Raw genomic sequence first — 1,874 nt, 5'->3', positions numbered from 1 at the left:
TTCGGCCTTCTGGGAGTCGACGAAGTCGACCTTCATCGCGACGGACGGTCCAGCTCCGCCGCGAAGAAACTCGCCGCGGACTTCAGGATCTGGTTGGCCCGCCGCAGCTCACGAACTTCCCGTTCCAACGCGGCGAGGCGTTCCGCGTCGCTGCTGGTGGTGCCCGGACGGTCACCAGCGTCGGTCTCGGCCTTCTTCACCCACGTACGCAACGCCTCCAGATGAACCCCGAGCTGACCAGCGATCCGCCGGATCGCTCCGACCGCCGACGCCGGATCCCGGCGGGCCTCGACCGCCAACCGGGTCGCACGCTCACGCAGCTCATCGTTGTACTTCTTCGGTGCGGGCATCGCTGGTGTTCCTCCCAGGTTTCGATGTCTCCATCAAACCCGGTGCGGGACAAGGACCGTATCCGCACCGGCAAGGACACCGGCTTCGGCCGGTTCCCGTCCCGAGTGTTCGCGATCAACCAGGCATGGCTCCAACTGGCCCTGACCGGCATCGACCTACTCGCCTGGACCCAAACCCTGCTCCTCGACGGTGACCTCGCCCGAGCCGAACCCAAGAAACTGCGTCACCGACTGCTACACGTCGCCGCCCGCCTCACCCGCACCGCCCGCCGGACCCGACTCGCCATCGCCGCCGACTGGCCCTGGACCGACGATCTGACCGCCGCGTTCAACCGCCTCGCCGCACTACCACGCCGGCTGACCCTGCAACCCCACGCACCGACCATCAACACGGAGGAACCCGGCCCAGCGCCGGGCCGTCAGCATGCCGGCGAAACTGGAGCGCGAATTCCGAACCGGCTCCATCGATCAGAAGCTATGAACGGCCGCCCAAATGAAAGACCGAGGTTAGTGAGCCCTTTTCATCCTGCGTAGCGGCTGGCCTCAACGTGGTGTAGGGCGAGGATGGCCTGCACGATCGTCGTCGCTCGGCGTGGGCAGCAGCGCAGCTTGGCCAGGATCTTCCAGGTCTTGAGCGTGGCGATGGCTCGTTCGCCGCGGGCGCGGATCTTCGCGTGCGCCCGGTTGACCGCCTTCTGCCGGCGGGACAGCGTCGGCCTGAACCGGCGCCGTTTGAACGGGGTGCGCACGTAGCCGCGGGCGCCTTGGTATCCCTTGTCGGCGAAGGTCATCACGTGCGTGCTGGTCAGCGCGTCGATGATGCCGTGGGCGCGGGCGGCCGACAGATCATGTGCCGAGCCCGGCAGTGCCGGTGACGCCCACACGAGCCGACCGGCGGCGTCGGCGATGACCTGCACATTCACGCCGTGCCGCTTGTGCTTACCGGAGTAGTACGGCTTCTGGTCGGCGATCCGGTCGATCGGAATCAGCGTGCCGTCCAGGATCGCGTACGCCAGGCGTTGGATGCGCTGCATCGCCGTGGCGAGGTCCTCGGCGGCTGCGGCGAGCAGGGCGATCGCTTCCTGCACGTACCGCCAGGCGGTGGCGACCCCGATTTCGAACCCGGCAGCGAGCCGGGTGTAGGTGTCGCCGTTGCGTAGGTGGGCCAGGGCGAGCAGCGCCTGCCGGCCCGGCGCGAGACGCCGCCATCGGGACCGGCGCTGGTTACGGTGCTGGCGGATGCGGTCGGCCAGGTGGGTCAGGGTCCGGCTGGACAGGGGGATCGTGGAGGGGTAAGACAGCACAGGCGAGGCTCCCGGTCGGGGCATCGGATCTTGGTCGACTGCTGTCTTACCTGGAGCCTCGCCTTCATCGATGTCCGGGCTGCCTGCGTCGGCAATGAGCTGCATGATCAGCTTGGAAAAGGCTCACTGAGGTGATCTCAACAAGAATCCGGTAGGTACCGGTATTCGAAATGTGTGAGGTTGAGCGCGGCGCGGACGTGGTCGCCGAGGTTTCGGGGGC

The 1,874-nt window shown here is 67.3% G+C and carries 1 protein-coding gene and 2 pseudogenes; 1 reads left to right on the top strand and 2 read right to left on the bottom strand.

Translation table 11 applies throughout. The annotated features are described in order from the left end of the window. Nucleotides 1-41: 41 nt before the first annotated feature. Nucleotides 42-350: pseudogene (locus ACWD5O_RS37090) on the bottom strand (transposase); the annotation flags it as partial. A gap of 45 nt (nucleotides 351-395) precedes the next feature. Between ACWD5O_RS37090 and ACWD5O_RS37085 the strand changes: the two are divergent. Continuing rightward, nucleotides 396-704, top strand: a pseudogene (locus tag ACWD5O_RS37085) (transposase); the annotation flags it as partial. A gap of 167 nt (nucleotides 705-871) precedes the next feature. Here the strand turns inward: ACWD5O_RS37085 and ACWD5O_RS37080 are convergent. After that, the gene (locus ACWD5O_RS37080; RefSeq protein ID WP_450088166.1) at nucleotides 872-1,654 is read right to left on the bottom strand and encodes a transposase family protein; all 783 of its coding nucleotides are present in this window, start codon (nucleotides 1,652-1,654) and stop codon (nucleotides 872-874) included. Between the last annotated feature and the right edge of the window lie 220 nt (nucleotides 1,655-1,874).

The organism is Micromonospora sp. NPDC005161 (assembly GCF_053599855.1).
The sequence above is the reverse complement of the archived record's forward strand: the minus strand, read 5'-3'. Positions and strand labels throughout refer to the sequence as shown.